This is a genomic window from Reticulibacter mediterranei, from assembly GCF_016587455.1.
Genome location: NZ_BNJK01000001.1, coordinates 2,517,386 through 2,534,827, shown reverse-complemented (window position 1 = coordinate 2,534,827; position 17,442 = coordinate 2,517,386). Strand labels below are relative to the sequence as shown.

The window sequence follows — 17,442 nt, the reverse complement described above, 5'->3', positions numbered from 1 at the left end:
AACAGGCGAATAAAAATCGTAGTATTGAGATAGAAAAATACAGATTAGTGAATGGAAATGGGGAGCGGAGGAAGTGGATTTTGAAGAATAAGGGAGACTCTCTGTGGGACGGTCAGGTCTGCTCCTCTCAATTCGCTTGAGCAGACCTGGTTTGATGCTGTATATACACGATGAAGATGTTAAGCCAGGGCTTGCTCAAGGTCGGCCAGCAGATCTTCTATATCCTCGATACCGATGGAGAGGCGCAGCAGCGTATCGTTTACGCCTCGTGCTTCGCGGATTTCCTTTGGAATAGAGCCATGCGTCATGCTGGCGGGATGGCAGACCAGCGATTCCACTCCACCAAGACTTTCCGCAAAGGTGAAGACCTTGAGGCGGCGGACCACCTGATCAACGTCAGCCAGCTTGCCTCTGAACTGGAAGGAGACCATACCGCCGAAGCCGCTCATCTGTCGCTTTGCCAGCTCATGATCGGGATGTGAGGCCAGGCCAGGATAGTAGAGCTTCTCCACACGTGGATGTTCCTGCAAGAAGCGAGCAACTCCCCGTGCGTTCTCTTCGTGCTGGCGCATGCGCACTGCTAACGTTTTGATGCCGCGCAACGTGAGCCAGGAGTCGAAGGGGCCGGGGACTCCTCCTGCCGCGTTCTGGTGGAACTTGAGAGCTTCATATACTTTCTGATCGTTCATTACAAGGGCACCACCAATCACATCGCTATGCCCGTTAATATACTTGGTTGTACTATGCAGCACGATATCGGCTCCCAGATCGAGAGGCTTCTGGAAGTAGGGGCTTGAGAACGTATTGTCCACCACGAGCAAGATATTGTGGCGATGGGCAATTTCCGCGACGGCGCGAATATCAACCAGTCTCAGCAGGGGATTGGTTGGCGTCTCCAGCCAGATCAGCTTTGTGTTGGGACGGATCGCTTTCTCGTATTCTTCGATGTTGCCAGCAGTGACATAGCTGGTCTGGATCTGATAGCGGCTCATGATCCGTTCAAAGATGCGATAGGTGCCTCCATACAGGTCATCGCAGGAGACCATATGATCGCCGGAACTGAGCAGATTGAGGACGGCGCTTTCAGCGGCAAGGCCGGAGGCAAAGGCCAGGCCGTATTGTCCATTTTCCAGGGCGGCAAGACACTGTTCCAGCGCTGTGCGGGTGGGATTCCCTGTGCGCGCGTATTCGTACCCTTTATGTTCACCCATGCCAGCCTGGGCAAAGGTTGATGTCTGATAAATTGGCGTCATGATGGCACCCGTTGCCGGGTCCGGCTCCTGTCCAGCATGAATCGCTTTCGTAGAAAATTTCACGGAGCGCTCCTTAATAAGTAATGATCCCACCCCAGCAAGGGATGGGTTTTTCATAGGGCGAATATAACACTATTATTATAGAAGAACAAGAAACATGGCATATATTCTTCCATCGTGACTATCTGGCTAAAATGAGAACAGATGAAGAGCTAATTCGTGATACAGTCATCGGTTTTTTGCACAACTGGGCTATCTCACTAGACGTTTTATCGTATATTGGTATATTCTAACCTATATTGAAAAACGCTGTAAAGCAGGAACCTATCATGAATCAATCACAACCTCCTTCGGATAATACGCGTAAATTTGCGAAACCGACAAAACGCTATACTGCCGGTGTCTTACTAGTGCATGGGCTGAACGGTGGCCGCCATGACATGGTAGAGCTGGCCGATCTATTAACCGCACGCGGGATGCTTGTTGAAAATATGCTGCTCCCGGGTCATGGCACGAGCGTCGATGACATGTTCCCTATTGGCTGGTCTGAATGGGAGCAGGCCGTGCGTAAAGCTGTGCAAGCGCTCAAGCGGCGTTGCGATATGGTCTTTTTGATCGGCCATTCTCTGGGCGGCGCGCTCTGCCTGCATACTGCTGCCAATGAGCCGGTAGCGGGTGTGATTTCAATGTGCGCGCCTCTTCAGATGCGGCCCTGGCTCCTGCCTGCTGTGCGTCTGGTGCAGTATCTCACTCCGATGGTGCCGACTATTCGAGAGGATATTCATGATGCTGCCGCTCGTAAGCGTTATTCACTCAGCGGTTATGGTTGGACGCCGATGGCTCCTGTCGAAAGTATGCTGCGTTCCCTCCCTCAATTGCGCCAGGAATTGCCGCGCATCACTGCGCCTGCGCTGATAATGACCGCCGTGCATGATCATGTGGTTCCGATGCGCGATGGGCGAGAAATTTATCGTCTGCTTGGTTCAAAGGAGAAGCATTTGCTCATCCTTCGTCGCTCCTATCATGTGATTATGAAGGATCACGACCGCGAGGAGGTTTATGCTCGCTCACTCGCTTTTGTCGAACGTCATATCGCCCGCGCGAAGCCTCGTCGCACAGGTGGAACATATATGAGAGATGCGATTGCGCGACAGCGGGGGATGTCGCAATATGATGGTGGTTTTCGCTAATAATAGAGAGCGCTTTCTTTCGGAGCATCTTTCGTGTATACTATATGGCTGTTGTTACGATTCTATTTGGGAGTTAAGAATTCACTTTGACACAGCAGATAAGCCGTCCGCCGGTACAGACAGAAGAGCAGAGCGATTCAGCAAAGCTCAGTACGCAATCGCCCCTTTCGCATAGGAGTCTGCTCGCTCTATTAGCGATTATAGGGCTGGTTCTTCTGACCTTTACGGGGTTGTTTGTGAAGAACACGCCAGAACTGCTCCATCCGCCTGCTGATCCGGTGGCCTTGACTGCTACTGCCGCACAGCAGAATGCGCTGCCCGTGCAGTTGCCGGGGGCCGCAACTCCTGCTCAATTACAGCTTTCTGGTTCGCATACCATCGTCTATGCTCAGCAGAACGCCCTCTATCGTGTTTCGGTTCCGAATGGAACGCCCCAGGCTATCGCGGCTCCAGGCTATCGCTATAATCGCGCCGTGCCTCCTATTTTGCTTGCCAACGATCAATTATTGTATAGCGGCAATGGTTTGTGGATCACCAGCATTTTACAAAACGGTCAGGGCGGTGCTGCCCATCAGATTGCGAGCATCGCTGACGATCGGGTCATTACCTCCCTGGTTCTTGCTCCAAATGGCCGTGATATTGCATGGAGCACTGCCCCTGCCAATGGGAAGGGCACAATTCGTATCTATGCAGGCTCTCTTACCTCATCTTCGCAGGTTTATCAGCAAGAGGCCACGAAATGCCCGTGTTTCCGTGTGTTCTCTCTGACGACGCCTGCTTCCGGGCAGATGATGCTCTTGTTGAGCAACGATTATGGCGACCATCAAGCGGCCGCGTATAATCTCTGGTCGCTCGTGGTGACAGCCGGGAAAGGGAGCGAGCCGCAGCCCTTGCTCACCGATAGTCCGCCTCAGATCCCGCTGATCCAGGCTGGCAATACCGTGTTGTACTCAACCTCTAACGGCATTGTGCCGCAACCGACTGATAACAGCACTCCAGATGATATCGCTGCTCTTAACTACGCAAATGGACTGGCACTATCGGCATTGGAGGTGACGCCATCTACGGCCTTGAGTCCGGCCCAGGTTGTGCTGCCGATGCAGCGGGACTTCGCCAACTTCTCTGCGTATCACTGGGTGATGTCGCCCAGCTTTGCTCCTGATGGGCAGACGCTTGTGTATGTGTTGTTTTCGGGCGACGATCAGGCACCTTTTGCGCGCCACAGTTCCCTCTATACGGTGCATATCAATGGGACCGGGGCGACGATGCAGGCTGGTAAACCCCAGGTTTTAGCGACCACTTCCGCTCGCTATATCGAGGTCGGACCCTGGCTCAACAGTGATACATTGACCTTTTATGCCGATAATGCGCTGTATGCTATGGATGCCCATACAGGCGCAACAACGCTGCTGACCCGCTTGAACATGTATGGTCAGATAGTGGCAGCTACAGGATCATAACCTCTACAAAAGCAGTCTCGCCGCCCTCTTGAGAGTATTAATGTTGTGGTTCTGCATATTTCCACTCAATCCAGCGGCCATGACTCTCACAATAGGCTAGCAGGCTTCTTTGCATTGTTCCCCGACGATAGGTGAAGAGTTCTAGCTCCGGTTTACCCAGGAGGCTCCATCCCTCTTGAGATATGCGGTATAGATCACGCTGCCGCGAGAAATCAGCTATATGTTGCAAGATCTGTTCACGAGTGGTCTTCGGCATTTGGTTGAGAGTATAGCTGTGATAGAGGCAGAGAATAGCATTCTGGGGTACTTGAGAGAGCAATCGGGGTAACATGACAGCGGCATTACCCTTAACAATTTTTGGCGGCTGATATCGTGCCAGTTGCAATACATTATCCAATTGCTGCGTACGGTCTTTATGCTCTGGCCAGATGAGTGCTTTCAACCAGCGTACAGCCTGCTCGTCATGTATATCAATTGGATGTAAATCCAGGCCTATGCGATATGTAATGGTGGGCAATGTGGTAGGAATGGGTGGATAGAGTGTACCCTGTGGAATTGCCGAGATTGTTACTGGAGAGGTGGGGTTTCCAGAGCATCCAGCGGGACCATAATTATAATTGTAGCGATCCCATAAAAGATGGAGGCCAGCGCTTGCGCCAATTTCAACCAGCGCAAGCGGCTGATCTGCTAATTGTTGATTGAGAAAGCTGAAAGCCGGTAGTAAACCACTGCAACGTCCCACTTCATTAGTTTGCACTCGTTGTGTCGTAATAAGATGATGAATTTCGTCGGCGTGAGCCAGGCAAAACTGACGAAAGTGAGGATAAACATCTTTTAAGGGGCGTGGATTGGGCGTGAGATCGGGATAAAACTCTGCCAGCGGATGCCGCGAACCGTTGAGTAGCAGGAAATGTACAGCGCCAAAGAGGAGATTGGTAATGGTGGTGGTGCGGTCAGCTTCGGCTACCAGCAGAAGTATCGCAGGATCTGTTGCGATATGCAGGCTCAGATGGGCATAAAGAGGTGATGAATTGAGAGATGCTGAACTGCCATAGATGTTTTTTCCATGCTGCTCAAAGTACGAGGCAAGAGTCTCTATTAAGTGAGTATCCATGTCATTTCAGGCCTTTCTTCTTGCTCATAGAGCCGATTTATCGCAGGATTTGCAAAAAATTAACTTTCCATGTTATCAGATTGCTCTCGCAATATCGCTCGTACCTCCACCAGAATTTGACCGAGCATATTTTTGCCGCTGCCGTCCTGTCCGCAGCCCCAGTAGTAATCGTGCCTGGTATTTTCAACTATCTCTTCTTCACCAGTGGCAAGTAAAATCTCGCGAAGCTGAGTATGAGTCTCAAATTTGCGCAGGACTGCACAGCGCATCACATCATCCTTCACCCGTTCCCAATCAGAACGCAGTGGCAGGCGGTGATCTCGCCCGATCTCAGCGGCCTGTTTGGGAGTTGCAGCGAGGCGCACTTTTTCTGTATAGGGAGTGCCAGCAAATTTTTGCGCTTGAAAGTAATGCTCAGTCGTCGGCCACCATTGACCATCCATTTCGATTCCATGCGACGAAAAATTGGAGAAGCAACCATATGGAACCTCGCGAGTGCTGTAAAAGTAGATTGTCATAGAATTCTCTTTCTCTTCTATCTATATCATATTTTTGCTTTTCTATTATGCCAGAGAATATGTATGATTACAAGCTTTTATTGATTGTACTGCCTGAAAACGATTGATGCTTCTTCTCACTTATAAAAAGTGAGAAACAGTGGAAAACAGGTAATTGATAATGCTTGATTTCAACGAAGTGGGTAGAGTAATGATAGCAAAAGTGGTTGTTCCTGTTGCCGCATCGTCAGTCGCCACTTTGGAGGAGCAATGGCATAGACCTGAGAGAGTAGCGACGAGAATGTGGGTGCAGCCGCCTCCCAGAAATCTGGTTGCGGCTTTTCCACTTCTTGATGCTGATATTGCTTCTGCAAGCGCCGGATTAAGCGAGCGATTCGCTTTTTCGTGGCTTCCTCGCTTTTGCCGATGATGAGCGCGATTTCTCCAATAGAGAGTCGTGCTGCAAAGCGCAGGACCAGGAGTTCTCGCTCAAAGCAGGAAAGTGCGTCTAACAACTTCCTCACCTGCGCGATGGCTTCTCGTGAGAGGATGATGTCTTCAGGGCCGATGTCGGTAATGGTGATTTCGTAGAGTCTTTCCCATGATACTGAAGAGCGAATAGCGCGCAAAAAATCGATCAGGCGATGGTGGGCAATGCTGAATAACCAGGTCGCGAAGGAGCCTCTGGCCGGTTGATAGGTAGACAGGTGCAGCCAGACCTGGAAGAAGACCTGTTGAGTAAGATCGGCTGCATCATCATCGTTTTTGAGATGGGCATAGAAATAGCGGTACACGCGTCTGTGATATTGCTGATAAAGCAGCTCAAAAGGGAGTCGATGCTCCAATACCTGTTGTTTGTCGTCAGGCGGACAATTGAGTACAGTCATGATGTTCTTCTCTCTGGCTTTTCTTATTTTACTCGATTCGTTGATTTTTTAATCATTGTTACTTCTAGGAACAGCGGAGGTTGCAACCAACGAAAAAGAGGAGGAATAACGTCTATCTATGTGTACGAAGATCTTTCGCAAAAGGGACATCAATAAGTATGAATTATAGTGGGCGGACGGAAGGCGGGGCAAGTCACACTGACCTAAAGGCATGTCGCTCAGTATCTCACACAACCAGCCATTTTGCGTGACCCCAAGGTACGAGTACTTCTCAAAGAAGTGTGTTACGAAGTGGAGTTCAATCTGAAAGATTTATTGAAGTAAGGAGAAAAAGGCGATGACTGAGATAAAAGTGATATTTGTCAATGCTGACGACAATTCCGAATTGGATGTGGAAATCGACAATACCATGACAACAGAGCAGGTTATTAAGGCCCTTATTGAAGAAAATTTTATTTCTCCATCCACTGATCCCACTCGAAGCTATATGCTGACTATCTATGGTCGCAACACTATCGCAGAAAGTCAGACGTTTGCCCAGGCTGGAGTGGTCACAGGCGATCGCATAAGGGTAAGTATTACGCAACGTGGTGGCGGTCCTGGTTGGATTGAGATTTTGGCTGTGGCAGCGAGTGTTGGATCAATTGCACAAGTGGCTCTTATGATTGCTGATATGTGGTCAAGGAGGCAAAAAAAACAATTATCTACTAAAACCAGTCAGAATGTCAGCAAGCAGAATGCTAGTAAAGATTGGGATCATATCACGAAGATTTATGCAGAGATGACAGATGGCACGCGGATTTCTTTCGCTTCGTGGCATGATAACCCAGAGAAGATAAAGAGCTTTGTTCAAACATTTAATCTTCCATCAACTTCATCAAAACCTGTACGGATAGTATTTGTTTTGAAGGATAATACAGCTATCCGAGTGGATGCCTCAGAGAGTGCTGCTAACAAACAGCAACTGGAGCAACTGATAAATTACTTAAATTTATAGAAATATCGCACTGCGATGGCGAAGTGGTGCCCTTATCCTACCAGAAACGAATGCCACGATTATTCACTATGAAACCCGTCGTGGAAATTTCCAAAAACGCCATATCATGGCCACCCCGGCCAACTTATGCTTTCTGTCACAAGAAGAAAGTAGAGGGAGCCGAGCAGGGGGGTAAAGGGCATGGATAGGATCATTGTGTGACTCAGCCGGGTCACAGCGAGATTGCAAGCCCGGCTCCCTATATCCAATATACAGAGGACTCCAACAAGCAAAGGGTAAAACAATTACGGGTAGTATCTGTTTTACCCTTGATCTTTTAGATGTATCTTCTGCGGCGTTGTCTGGGGATTAGCAGAAATGCGACAACCATACCAACGACCAGCCCTCCAATGTGGGCCAGCATATTGATGTTGGCACCGCCCGTGAAGCCAAGCACCAGGTTCAGAGTGAGCCAGAGCAGCCAGTTCGAGAGCATACCGGGTCCCATCGCCCGACGGTTGAGCAGATAGAAGACACCCAGAGCGCCAAAGACGCCAAAGATAGCTCCAGAAGCCCCCAATGAGGGTGGCCCCGAAGGAGCAAGGACGAGATAGAGGATATTGCCACCGAGTCCAGCCAGAAAGTAGATCAGCAGATAGCGCCACTTGCCGAACAAAATCTCAACAAAACGGCCTACAAAGAACAGCGAGAGCATATTTAATGCTATATGCAGGACATTGGTAGGATCGTGCAGAAACATTGAAGTGAAAAGACGCCAGTACTGTCCCTGTAGAATGGCCGGATTGTATTGTATCAACAGAACAAGCAAATCTTCATTGAATGTGGTGAGGAGATAGACAATCACGTTGAGCACGATGAGAATATAGGTAAACAGACTGGGATACTGGCTCAAAGTGAAGCGTGTGCGCACGATCTGGCGTTGCATGCGGTTGGGAGGAGACCAGCTCGGGACCGGTTCGCGCTCAATCCTTTCGCGCTCAATCCTCTGGCTCTCGATACCATTATCAGGCGTTGGCGAGGCAGCGTATCCCCTATCTGCGGCAGTTGTGTTTTTTTCAAGTGCTGGAAAACAATTGTTAAAGCGACCTCCATAGGAGAGGCGGGCGGCACGCGCATTGGCGAGATTTGCATCATAATCCTGTCCGGTTGCTTGTAGCAGGTAGGCTCGCAGTGCGTGGGCATAGGCGATGCCAGGGTCTTCACTAATCACGGCATCGACGTTCTGTAGCGCTCGCTCGTAGCGGCGATCAAGCAGATCGATGAGTGCTTGAGCAATCTGTGATTCGAGACCGCCCATCGGTTGCAATTCATGGACGCGTCGGCAAGCCATATGGACAACGCCATAGTTGCCGAGGGCAAGATTTGCTTCGGCCAGCCCCAGGTGTACTGCGGGGTTGTCCGATTCCAACTGTGCCCCGTGAGCATAGGCTATCGCAGCCTCACGCGCTTTTCCCTGCGCTAGCGCTTGCTTACCCTGTTCTAGATAAGTCTGTATATCAGTCTGTGCTTCCACAAGTTATCCTCCAGTAGAGCCATAGGGACGCCTCCCGCTGCAATGTGACACAATCGTATGCTGAGCCGTCCGTTGAAGTGGTTTGAGCAACACTCAAACCACTATGCATCTCTCGTCTTGTCTGCCTATAGGGAAAATCTGGCCCCCATAAGATAGAGCGCAATAAGTGCCAGTACCAGTGTACCTAAGATTGTCAATAGGGCCAGCGGCCAGCTTTGTGAGAGACGATGAATGTCCCTTAACGTCTGGTCGGGAGATAGCCGATAGAGCGGAGTGAACCACCAGCCAAGCCAGCAACCGCTGACCAATCCGCCAACATGGGCGTAGTTATCAACATTTTGAATAAACAGACCAACGCTGAGATTTGCGCCGATGACAAGCATCAGCCACAACAGCGACGGTATGCCGCCATAGAGAAAGGCGCGTCGATGGACGAGAACAAAAATGCTGTATGCTCCAACCAGGCCAAAGATCGCTCCCGATGCTCCAACGCTGATCTCCTGTGGAGCAAAATAGAAGCTGGCGATGACGCTAATAACGCCCGTGACCAGATAGATGAGCAGGAAGCGGAGATGTCCCAGGATGCGTTCCAGAAAAACCCCCAACAGCAGAAGATTGAGCATATTCATTCCCACATGCAATGCATTGACATGCAGAAAGATCGGAGTCACAAATCGCCAGTATTGTCCCTGCAAGATCAGGGCATTATCTTTCGCTCCGTACATGGTCAGAACGGTTGTCAGAGCATCATTATCTTTATCCTGTACGTTGATCGCGTTATTTGCAATGTCAGACAGGATAGCGGAGAGCGTGTGTGCGCCATTGAACTGGGCCACGCAATATGCTGTGAAACACCAGAGCAGCACCGTCCCCAGCACAATTATCCAGGTTATCCATGCCTTCGATTGACGACTATGCAAAGCCGCCTGATAGCTGCGCCGCGTACGTGAGACAGTATCTTCTTTCGGGTAGGTCTTTTCCACCACCACCTCGTTCAAGGCGATCTCTTGACGAACAGATTTGCTTATCCTTATTACGATTGAACGCGTCGCAAGTCGCAGGAGATACATCTATTTGCTATGCTACAAGGATTGCTGCTCCATTGTCGCACATTTCAGCGGCTCACTTCAGAAAACCACTCACATGTGCGAATGTTGCCAGACCGTTAAACACAAATTGAACCGCCAGAGCTGCTAAGAGAATGCCCAGGATACGTGAAAGCACGAGAATGCCGGTGCGCCCGATGTGTTCGACGATCCAAACGCTACTACGCATCACGATCCAGGCGATGAGCAGGGTGACGATAATTGCACTCGCTACAGAGAGTAATTCTAATGGTTCCGGGGTTGCCAGATCAACGTAGAGAATGGTGGTGGCTATTGTGCCGGGACCGGCGATGAGTGGGATCGCAATCGGAAAAACGCTGATATCCTCGCGGGTCAGCGCTTCATTCTCTTCCGTTTTGGTCTCGCGTGTGCCCGAGGGACGGCCAAACAGCATGTCCACAGCGACCAGAAAGAGCAGGATACCTCCAGCAATATTAAACGAATAGAGCTGAATTCCCAATCGATCCAGCAGCAAGCGTCCCACCAGAGCAAAAAAGGCGATAATTCCGGCGCTGATAAAGACAGCTCGTGTCACGATGACGTTGCGCTGCTCATTGGAAAGGTGAGTTGTAAGGCCCACAACAATTGGTGCAAGTCCGACCGGATCAATAATAGTGAAGAATGTAACAAATGCGCTGATTGTAAAAGTAATAGTTGCATTCATAGCCAGAAACCTATAAATTATTTTTTGCTGCCATTATATCACGCGCTCTGCTCTACCATATGAGCACGGATGAGGAGGGAGATGGTGGCAGAATGTACCTTTCGTGGTACGCTGCGCGTATAAAAAAGAGGGGAATTACTGGTGCTTGCTTGAGAACTGGTAAGATGGGAAATACCGATCTCTGAGTTTCATGCTTACAGGTCTTCACGCTACTGCGTTATAATGAAGCAGAATTACTTTTTATATCGGGAGGCACATTATGCGAGGTGCAATGAAAAATGTGATGATTGGGACAGGGGTGCTGGTGGTAGTGTTGATTGTGGGAATTATTGTAGCAGGAATCTTTGGGGTGTTATTGGATGTTCTGTATATTTTCCTGATGCTGCTGGCCGTATTGATGGTGGCGGCGACGGTATTGCAGGTTTATTGGGTAGTGATGCTCATTCGCACTGTGACGACAGTACGCGATGAGGTCAAACCTTTGTTGGCATCTGTTCAGGAAACCGCAGGCATTGTGAAAGATACCGCGAAAACAGCAGGGAATGCCGTTTCTAGAGTGAATGTAATTTCACAACTGGCCTCCGAATTTGCTCTGGGACCGGGCGTACGTGTCGTAGCTGCTCTGGCGTCTGTCCAGCAAATAATGCGCATCCTTCTGGGCAAAGGGTATGTTGCCACTCGCTATGAAGAGCGCCGTAAGCAGCAGATGGAAGCCGGAGCTGGAGGGCAATAATTATGAGCATTGCTGTAGTGGCAGTCAATCCTGTGATAGAGACAGGCGGTCAGATTGCCGCGATTGTCATCTGCCTGTTTACCTTGCTGCTGGTGGTGGTTTCACTGGCGTTGCACTTCGCATTAGCGTTCGCATTTACCTGGGTTCGTGATAAATCTGAACTGATAAAAAAGCCACGTCCCGGGCTGGAGAGTATGAATAAGGCAACAGAAGCCGCTTTAGAGGGTGTCGAGCCGACTGCAATTGAGAATCCTGTCGTGCGCACGGTCGCAACGGTGCCGGTGAAGGTACACGCAGTTGAACAGAAAGTTGATCAGGTGAGTGATCGTGTAGCAGGTGCTCTGATTGAGCTACGCGCGCGTACGTTCCAGGCTCAGGCTATTGCCAGGGCGTTTCTAGCTCCCGGGTTGATACGTCGTAAATCTGCTTCATCGCTGGTCGATAAAGAGGGGCTGGAGTTCAATAGTCCCGGCTATCGTCGCTTGATGGAAGAGCAAGCGCCTGAAATTCCGGTTGCTCCTGAAAGCGGCGAGGGTTATGCGAAGACGGTAACGGCGGCGCAACTGAAAAATGTTCCTTCTCGTTGAGTATGTTCGGGAGTTTGGTCGGTTTCAACGCAATGCCCGGTTATATCTGATCAGCAATGCGTTGAGCGGCGTGACGCTCGGTATCATTCTGGTTCTCTACAATCTCTACCTGACAGCGCTAGGATACAGGCCGGATTTCATCGGTCTGGTACTGTTTATCCTGACGCTTGGCGTTGGGATCGCCATCTTTCCAGCAGGAGTCTGCGTTGATCGCTTTGGGGGCAAGGCGATCTTGATCTGGTCGAGCGTCGCCATTGGTATCTGTGGCACGGGGCAGATGCTCTTTCGTCAGCCTGGACCCTTGCTTGTCAGCAGCTTTCTCGTTGGGGTTGCCAGCGCCTTTGTCTATGTGGTCAACGCTCCCTTCTTAACTACAAATAGCACGCCTGCTGAGCGTGCTCATCTCTTCAGCCTGAATATCGTTTTGACGCTGGCAACTACCGTGCTTGGCGAACTGCTGGGAGGTGTTTTGCCGCTCTGGTTTCGTACGGTATCCTGGCTGATGGCCCCTTTTCCTGCCTGGTTCTCCTGGGCGCTGGCGAGCGAGCCGGAACCACGTTCCTATCAGCTGGCTTTATTGTTGGCCGGGATCATTGCTGCGCCAAGCTTTCTCCCGCTATTTCTTATGAGCAATGATCGACCATCTCCTCCAACCTTGACCGCTCCAGAGCGCGTGCGTGACCGTATGCCGTTACAACAACGAGTTCGCCTCACGCTGACACAGTGGAGGGGTGAGACTTCGCTGCCGGCGCTGCTTGTGAGTCCCATTGTGGTGCTGACGGTGGTACAGGTTTTAGTTGGTCTGGGGGCGGGACTGTTTATTCCATACTTTAACCTTTATTTTGTGCATTATTTGGGCGCTACCTCGGCGCTCTTCGGTGTGATCGATGGCGGCGCGAACGCTTTCAATGCGCTGCTGACCTTGCTAGCCCCTTTGCTGGCAGCGCGTATGGGAAAGATCAATACGATTACGTTCACCCGTATGATAAGCGTCCCTCTATTATTGATCATTGGCTTTTCGCATTTCTTACCGTTGGTGATTGTGCTGTATTTTTTGCGGCAGGGAACGATGGATATGGCAGTCGGACTGTTCCAGGTGTTTTCTATGGAGGCGATATCTAAGCAACATCGTGGTCTGGCAAATAGTGTCTATCAGGTGGCTGGTCAATCGGCCTCGGCTATCAGTACTCCTCTCGGTGGGCTAATCATTGCCCGTATTGGCTATCCCCCTGTGTTTGTTGCCGCAGCAATCCTCTATGTTATTGCGATTAGCCTGCTCTATTTCCGATTCCGCCATGATGAGAAACGAGACGAGCCGGGTGTGGAGCAAGTGGAGTCGGCTGATTCTATCAATCATTCCGATATCTCTTCTCCTATTTAAAGGATTGCAGAGTTCCATTGCGTTCTATCTGGACAATGATGTATGCTTTTTATGGTACTGATAATAGTGAAGCATGTCTATGTAAACTGGAGGTTGTTATGGCGCAGGGCGCGATTCTGGTTGTTGGTAGCTTAAATATGGATCAGGTAGTACGTGTGACGCGTATGCCTGTTGTGGGTGAGACGCTACTGGGGGCCGGTTCTCTCAAGCTGGTGCCAGGAGGGAAGGGCGCGAATCAGGCGGTTGCGATGGCGCGTCTGGGTGGGCAGGTTGCGATGGCCGGGCGTGTGGGTCGTGATCCCTTTGGAGAGCGCTTACTTGATGCGCTTGAGACTGAGCGGATTGATGCAAGCCTGATTGTGGCCGATCAGGACGAGGCCAGCGGCGTTGCATTTATTTTTCTTTCGCCGGACGGTGATAATTCGATTATTGTTGCGGCTGGTGCAAATATGCAGGTGGGAGAGGATGAAGAGCAATTTGCACGTATTCTGGCCGTTCTGCGTCAGGCGAGCGCGCTTGTGCTGCAATTGGAGATCCCGATTGAAACGGTCAAACGGTTGACGAAAGCAGCGGCGGAGATAGGGATACCGGTGATTTTGAATCTTGCACCAGCGCAGTCATTGCCACGCGCGACGTTAAGCGAGGTTTCTGTGCTGATCCTCAATGAGACTGAGGCGAGTATTTTGAGTGGGCAGCGGGTTGAGAGCGTGGAAGATGCGCGTATTGTGGCGGCCGTGCTGCAAGGATATGGGATTAAGACGGTGGTAATAACTCTGGGTGCGCATGGAGCTTTGTTAGTGACCATCGATGATGCTGGCAAGATGCACAATATTTATCAGGCGGCCCCTAGAGTATCGGTTGTGGATACGACGGCAGCTGGCGATTGTTTCGTTGGCGCGCTTACGGTTGCACTGACTGAGGGGCAGCCGCCCGAAGATGCGCTGCGCTTTGCTGTCCATGCCAGCGCCCTGAAAGTCACAAAGTTTGGCGCACAGTCTGGTTTACCGATGAGGGAGGAAGTTCTTGCTTCGTATCATTCTTGACACAGACCCCGGGATCGATGACGCCCTGGCATTTTTTCTGGCATTAGCTTCACCAGAAGTGCAAATTGAGGCGATTACCACTGTCAGCGGCAACGTTCATGTCGATCACACTACTCGCAATGCTCTTGCCCTGCTGACTCTGGCCGGACGCACGGATATTCCGGTTGCGCGCGGATGTGCTGATGCGCTGGTGATCCCACAGGTGCATGCGGCAGAAGTGCATGGCGATAATGGCGTAGGTGGCGTGGTACTGCCAGCACCTGCCGTACAACCTGTCGCCCAGCACGCGGTAGATCTGATTATCGAGCGTGTGCTAGCAGCTCCGGGCGAGATTACACTGGTAACGATTGGCCCTCTCACCAATATTGCGCTCGCGCTGCGGCGCGAGTCGAGTGTTGCACAGAAGGTGCGCGAAGTTGTGATGATGGGTGGCGCGGTACGGGTTCCGGGCAATGTCACTCCTTCCGCAGAGTTTAATATTTATGCCGATCCGCATGCGGCTCATGCCGTTTTCCATGCCGGCTGGCCGATGCGCCTTGTGAGTCTGGATGTTACAACGCGAGTACTGCTAGCTCGCGATCAGGTAATGACGTGGACGCAGGGAGCTGGCAAAGTGAAGACGGCAATGCGGGAGATGATGGCCTATTACTTTGATGTCTTCGCTCCTACATCTGATACTCCCCAGTTTCAGATGCATGATCCGCTCTGCCTCGCCTCAGCCTTCTGCCCTGATCTGATTACCTGGGAGCCTGCTTACGTCGATGTGGAACTGGCTGGTTCGCTGACTCTGGGCGAGACGGTTGGCTATTTCAAACCTTCTGCTCACAGGCCACCGAATATGCAGGTCTCCGCTGCTGCCGATGCCGAACGCTTTATTCGCCTGTTTCTAGAGCGCATCGATCAAACATTTCCGTAAACTGACCGATGGACTTTGACAAACCCTCGCTTATGCGCTATAGTAACGGGAGAATGTATTCCGACTTATTTACTCGGATTAACAGGAACATAAAGGAGCCGCTCGATGGCAGAGATAAATGAAGCGGAAGTGATGGATGCACTTCACGAATGTTATGATCCAGAAATTCCCGTCAATATCGTCGATCTGGGACTGGTATATGGTATAGACATAAACAATGATGAGGGGAAGGTCCATGTCACGATGACGCTTACTGCGATGGGTTGCCCGGTCGCGGGTGATGTCATGGCAGAGGTTGAAATGCGCGTGCGCGAGGTTGAGAACGTCAAGGATTGTAAGGTTGAACTAACTTTCGATCCTCCCTGGAGTCCTGAGCGCATGACTGAGGATGCCAAGTGGGAACTCGGCATGGTCTAAAGTGGAAAACTGGCACGATCTAGCAAAAAACGCGTCCAGGCGGGAAGCAAGCATTGCTATCATTCCTGCCTGGATATTTTATGTATTTTTTCTTTTCCATGGTTTTTACCCAGGAGTGGTATTTTTTGCCGTTTATTTGAGTGGTAGTCATAGATATTTATGGATATTGTGACTATGTACCTATGATTCTGGCATAAACCGATGAAGAATGTTATGCTAATGCCCAGTTACACACCATAAGATGTCTTTACGGAGATCATAATGCTGCACTGTCAAAATTGTAGAACACCATTAGTACCGGGAACAACGCAGTGTCCTGGATGTGGAAAGCCTGTCTCGCAACCATTGCCACCACCAGGTAACCAGAGCAGCTATAATCCGCCGTCCTGGGTGGGTCAGGCGCCGCCAGGGAGATCTAATAATCCACCATCGATGGCAGGTCAGGCACCACCAGGAGGATATAATCCGCCATCCTGGGCGGGTCAAGCACCGCCGGGAGAAAATAGTCCATCATTATGGGAAGATCAGACCAGGGTTGAAAGCGGAGTTGGTTCATTTGGCGCGTTTGGTTCTTCCAGGGAAGCTATACCTGCTCCATCGCCCAATGCCTTTGAGTCATCGTGGAATGCTCAGCCTCAGCAACCGCCGCCCTATGCCCATGCTTCTGCGCCTTTGCCTCCGCCTGCTTCATCATTTCCTCCACCGTCACCACCACCTCCGGGGATGTCGAAGAGGATGTTTCTTACGCTCATTGTGCTGGCTGTGCTAGTTATTCTCAGTGGCATCATGCTGGTCTTTTATACTGAAGTGGCGCGTCCTGCACAGTTGCGAGCTAATGCCACCGCTACGATGCAGTCCTTCACCGCTTCTACCGCGACTGCGAACGTCTATGCTACGGGAACGGCACATGTCACCGCAACGGCGCATGCAAAGGCCACAACACAAGCGAAAGCAACAGCTACTGCTATTCAGAGTGTCTATGCGAATGCGACCTCTGGCTCTCCGGCCTTTGGCTCTTCGCTAGCTTATCAGGATGATGGAAACTGGGATACCTACGATGCGGTTGGTGGTGGCGGTTGCGCTTTCAGGGATGGAGCGCTGCACTCTACTATCATGAAGAAAAGCTTCTACGTGCCTTGCTTTGCTAAAGCCACTGATTTCGACAATTTCGCGCTTGAGACCGAGGTGACGATTGTGAAGGGCGATGAAGGAGGAGTGATTTTTAGGGGGAACGATAAGACCTCGAAGTTCTATTATTTTCGCATCGGACGTGATGGCTTCTACAGTCTCAATGTGTCAAAAGACGATAAAAATAGCACTCCCTTGCTCTATGATACCAGTTCTGCTATCAAGAAAAAGGCGGGCGATATGAATCTGTTGACAGTCATAGCGCGTGGCAAGCAGATCTATTTATTTATCAACAAGCAATTTGTGGCAGGCACTACTGATGGCAGTTACAGTGCAGGCGAAATCGGTGTATTTGCCGGTAATAATGGTAATGAAACCGATGTTGCTTTTAGCAATGTTCACGTCTGGAGCCTCTAGTCTGGTGGTTGACAAATCGCATGCAGACTGGTATGCTCTCTGCAAAGAACTATAGAACAAAAGGCGATGAACGGGATAAGTACCTTTTGCTGCATGACAGAGAACTGCGGGTTGGTGTGACGCAGTAGCAAGCAGAAGC

17 protein-coding genes and 1 other annotated feature (1 of these 18 running past the window's edge) are annotated in these 17,442 nt (G+C 50.6%); of the genes, 10 read left to right on the top strand and 7 right to left on the bottom strand.

The features are described from left to right. Nucleotides 1-179: 179 nt before the first annotated feature. On the bottom strand, nt 180-1,316 hold the full coding sequence (locus K3T83_RS10820; protein ID WP_220202985.1) for a cystathionine gamma-synthase: 1,137 nt from the start codon (nt 1,314-1,316) through the stop codon (nt 180-182). A gap of 266 nt (nt 1,317-1,582) precedes the next feature. Here K3T83_RS10820 and K3T83_RS10815 point away from each other — a divergent pair, with 266 nt between their 5' ends. Both K3T83_RS10815 and K3T83_RS10810 read left to right on the top strand, forming a co-directional pair. Then, complete coding sequence (locus K3T83_RS10815) at nt 1,583-2,443, top strand: alpha/beta hydrolase (protein ID WP_220202984.1); 861 nt, start codon at nt 1,583-1,585, stop codon at nt 2,441-2,443. 86 nt (nt 2,444-2,529) lie between these two features. Continuing rightward, nucleotides 2,530-3,903, top strand: a complete 1,374-nt coding sequence (locus K3T83_RS10810) for a hypothetical protein (protein ID WP_220202983.1) — start codon at nt 2,530-2,532, stop codon at nt 3,901-3,903. 37 nt (nt 3,904-3,940) lie between these two features. Here the strand turns inward: K3T83_RS10810 and K3T83_RS10805 are convergent, their stop codons facing one another. The 3 genes from K3T83_RS10805 to K3T83_RS10795 form a co-directional block, all read right to left on the bottom strand. Continuing rightward, nucleotides 3,941-5,017, bottom strand: coding sequence for a DUF2332 domain-containing protein (locus K3T83_RS10805; protein ID WP_220202982.1), 1,077 nt, complete (start codon nt 5,015-5,017; stop codon nt 3,941-3,943). Between the two features lie 59 nt (nt 5,018-5,076). After that, complete coding sequence (gene ybiA / locus K3T83_RS10800) at nt 5,077-5,535, bottom strand: riboflavin biosynthesis intermediates N-glycosidase (RefSeq protein WP_220202981.1); 459 nt, start codon at nt 5,533-5,535, stop codon at nt 5,077-5,079. A gap of 170 nt (nt 5,536-5,705) precedes the next feature. Continuing rightward, complete coding sequence (locus K3T83_RS10795) at nt 5,706-6,401, bottom strand: RNA polymerase sigma factor (RefSeq protein ID WP_220202980.1); 696 nt, start codon at nt 6,399-6,401, stop codon at nt 5,706-5,708. Between the two features lie 337 nt (nt 6,402-6,738). Between K3T83_RS10795 and K3T83_RS10790 the strand changes: the two genes are divergently transcribed. Beyond that, nucleotides 6,739-7,398 carry a ubiquitin family protein gene (locus tag K3T83_RS10790; protein WP_220202979.1) on the top strand — a complete coding sequence of 220 codons (660 nt, stop codon included), beginning with the start codon at nt 6,739-6,741 and terminating at the stop codon, nt 7,396-7,398. Between the two features lie 316 nt (nt 7,399-7,714). On the opposite strand, the gene K3T83_RS10785 is transcribed toward K3T83_RS10790, so the two are convergent. The 3 genes from K3T83_RS10785 to K3T83_RS10775 form a co-directional block, all read right to left on the bottom strand. Then, complete coding sequence (locus K3T83_RS10785) at nt 7,715-8,911, bottom strand: rhomboid family protein (protein WP_220202978.1); 1,197 nt, start codon at nt 8,909-8,911, stop codon at nt 7,715-7,717. Nucleotides 8,912-9,036: 125 nt separating this feature from the next. Next, nucleotides 9,037-9,894: a rhomboid family intramembrane serine protease gene (locus K3T83_RS10780; RefSeq protein WP_220202977.1), complete on the bottom strand. Its 858-nt coding sequence runs from the start codon at nt 9,892-9,894 to the stop codon at nt 9,037-9,039. 139 nt (nt 9,895-10,033) lie between these two features. Then, nucleotides 10,034-10,681, bottom strand: coding sequence for a MarC family protein (locus K3T83_RS10775; protein WP_220202976.1), 648 nt, complete (start codon nt 10,679-10,681; stop codon nt 10,034-10,036). Nucleotides 10,682-10,940: 259 nt separating this feature from the next. Here K3T83_RS10775 and K3T83_RS10770 point away from each other — a divergent pair, with 259 nt between their 5' ends. From K3T83_RS10770 to K3T83_RS10740, 7 genes are all read left to right on the top strand, one after another. Next, nucleotides 10,941-11,414 carry a hypothetical protein gene (locus K3T83_RS10770; RefSeq protein ID WP_220202975.1) on the top strand — a complete coding sequence of 158 codons (474 nt, stop codon included), beginning with the start codon at nt 10,941-10,943 and terminating at the stop codon, nt 11,412-11,414. A 2-nt stretch (nt 11,415-11,416) separates the two neighbouring features. After that, nucleotides 11,417-12,001, top strand: a complete 585-nt coding sequence (locus K3T83_RS10765) for a hypothetical protein (RefSeq protein WP_220202974.1) — start codon at nt 11,417-11,419, stop codon at nt 11,999-12,001. Further along, nucleotides 11,985-13,382 (top strand): MFS transporter, encoded by a 1,398-nt coding sequence (locus K3T83_RS10760; RefSeq protein WP_220202973.1) that lies wholly within the window; start codon nt 11,985-11,987, stop codon nt 13,380-13,382. Before K3T83_RS10765 ends, K3T83_RS10760 begins: the two co-directional genes overlap by 17 nt. Nucleotides 13,383-13,480: 98 nt before the next feature. Continuing rightward, complete coding sequence (rbsK, locus tag K3T83_RS10755; protein ID WP_220202972.1) at nt 13,481-14,425, top strand: ribokinase; 945 nt, start codon at nt 13,481-13,483, stop codon at nt 14,423-14,425. After that, nucleotides 14,406-15,341, top strand: coding sequence for a nucleoside hydrolase (locus tag K3T83_RS10750; RefSeq protein WP_220202971.1), 936 nt, complete (start codon nt 14,406-14,408; stop codon nt 15,339-15,341). The genes rbsK and K3T83_RS10750 overlap by 20 nt, the downstream gene beginning before the upstream one ends. Before the next feature lie 105 nt (nt 15,342-15,446). Next, nucleotides 15,447-15,758, top strand: a complete 312-nt coding sequence (locus K3T83_RS10745) for an iron-sulfur cluster assembly protein (RefSeq protein WP_220202970.1) — start codon at nt 15,447-15,449, stop codon at nt 15,756-15,758. A 261-nt stretch (nt 15,759-16,019) separates the two neighbouring features. Then, nucleotides 16,020-17,303 (top strand): 3-keto-alpha-glucoside-1,2-lyase-like domain-containing protein, encoded by a 1,284-nt coding sequence (locus tag K3T83_RS10740; protein WP_220202969.1) that lies wholly within the window; start codon nt 16,020-16,022, stop codon nt 17,301-17,303. A gap of 57 nt (nt 17,304-17,360) precedes the next feature. Further along, nucleotides 17,361-17,442: a binding site (T-box leader), on the top strand; it runs 135 nt beyond the window's last position.